The sequence below is a fragment of the Candidatus Hydrogenedentota bacterium genome (assembly GCA_016791475.1).
Classification (GTDB): domain Bacteria; phylum Hydrogenedentota; class Hydrogenedentia; order Hydrogenedentales; family JAEUWI01; genus JAEUWI01.
Map to the genome: position 1 here is coordinate 1 of JAEUWI010000344.1, position 590 is coordinate 590.

A 590-nucleotide genomic window follows, 5' to 3' on the forward strand; every position below is an offset into this window, starting at 1 on the left:
TAACTGTTCGTCCACGGTCAGCTCGTGGTAGAGGGGCGGCCGCTCCGGCAGATAACCGATGGCCTGCTTGGCTCGCCGGGGTTCATCCAACAAGTCGTGACCGTCGATGACAACCCGTCCGGCGTCTGGCGCGAGCGCGCCCGCCACCATCCGCAAGGTGGTGGATTTGCCCGCGCCGTTGGGGCCGAGGAAGCCCAAGATCTGTCCCTTGGCGAGCGTGAAACCGAGATCGTCGACGACCGGTCGGCCCCCGTAACGCCGGGTCAGTCCCTCCACCCGCACCAAGGCGTCGTCGCTCATAGTGTAAGGAATAGATTTTGATGCTGGACGCGCTGTAGCATACGTTTAAATTTTAATATTAACCGGCATCGCTTTGTCTGATCGATCAAGCCATGGAACCACAATCCCGAGAACCCGACGCTCTCGCGCCCGAACGCCCGGAGGGGTTGCACATCGATGCCCGTCAGGAACCGCTGGTCAGCGGCCTGCTGGTCATCACTCGCTTATGCGTGCGGGCGCTGGCCGTTTTGATGACGTTGGTCATCATCTGGAGCGTCGCCGATGTGGGCTGGATTCTCTACCAGCGCCTG

General features: G+C 61.4%; 2 protein-coding genes. One reads left to right on the forward strand and one right to left on the reverse strand.

The features are described from left to right. On the reverse strand, positions 1–300 hold a 300-nt coding region (locus JNK74_29580), incomplete at its 3' end, for an ATP-binding cassette domain-containing protein (protein MBL7650325.1). 92 nt (positions 301–392) lie between these two features. Between JNK74_29580 and JNK74_29585 the strand changes: the two genes are divergently transcribed. Then, the coding region (locus JNK74_29585) for a hypothetical protein (GenBank protein MBL7650326.1) at positions 393–590 on the forward strand (198 nt) is incomplete at its 3' end.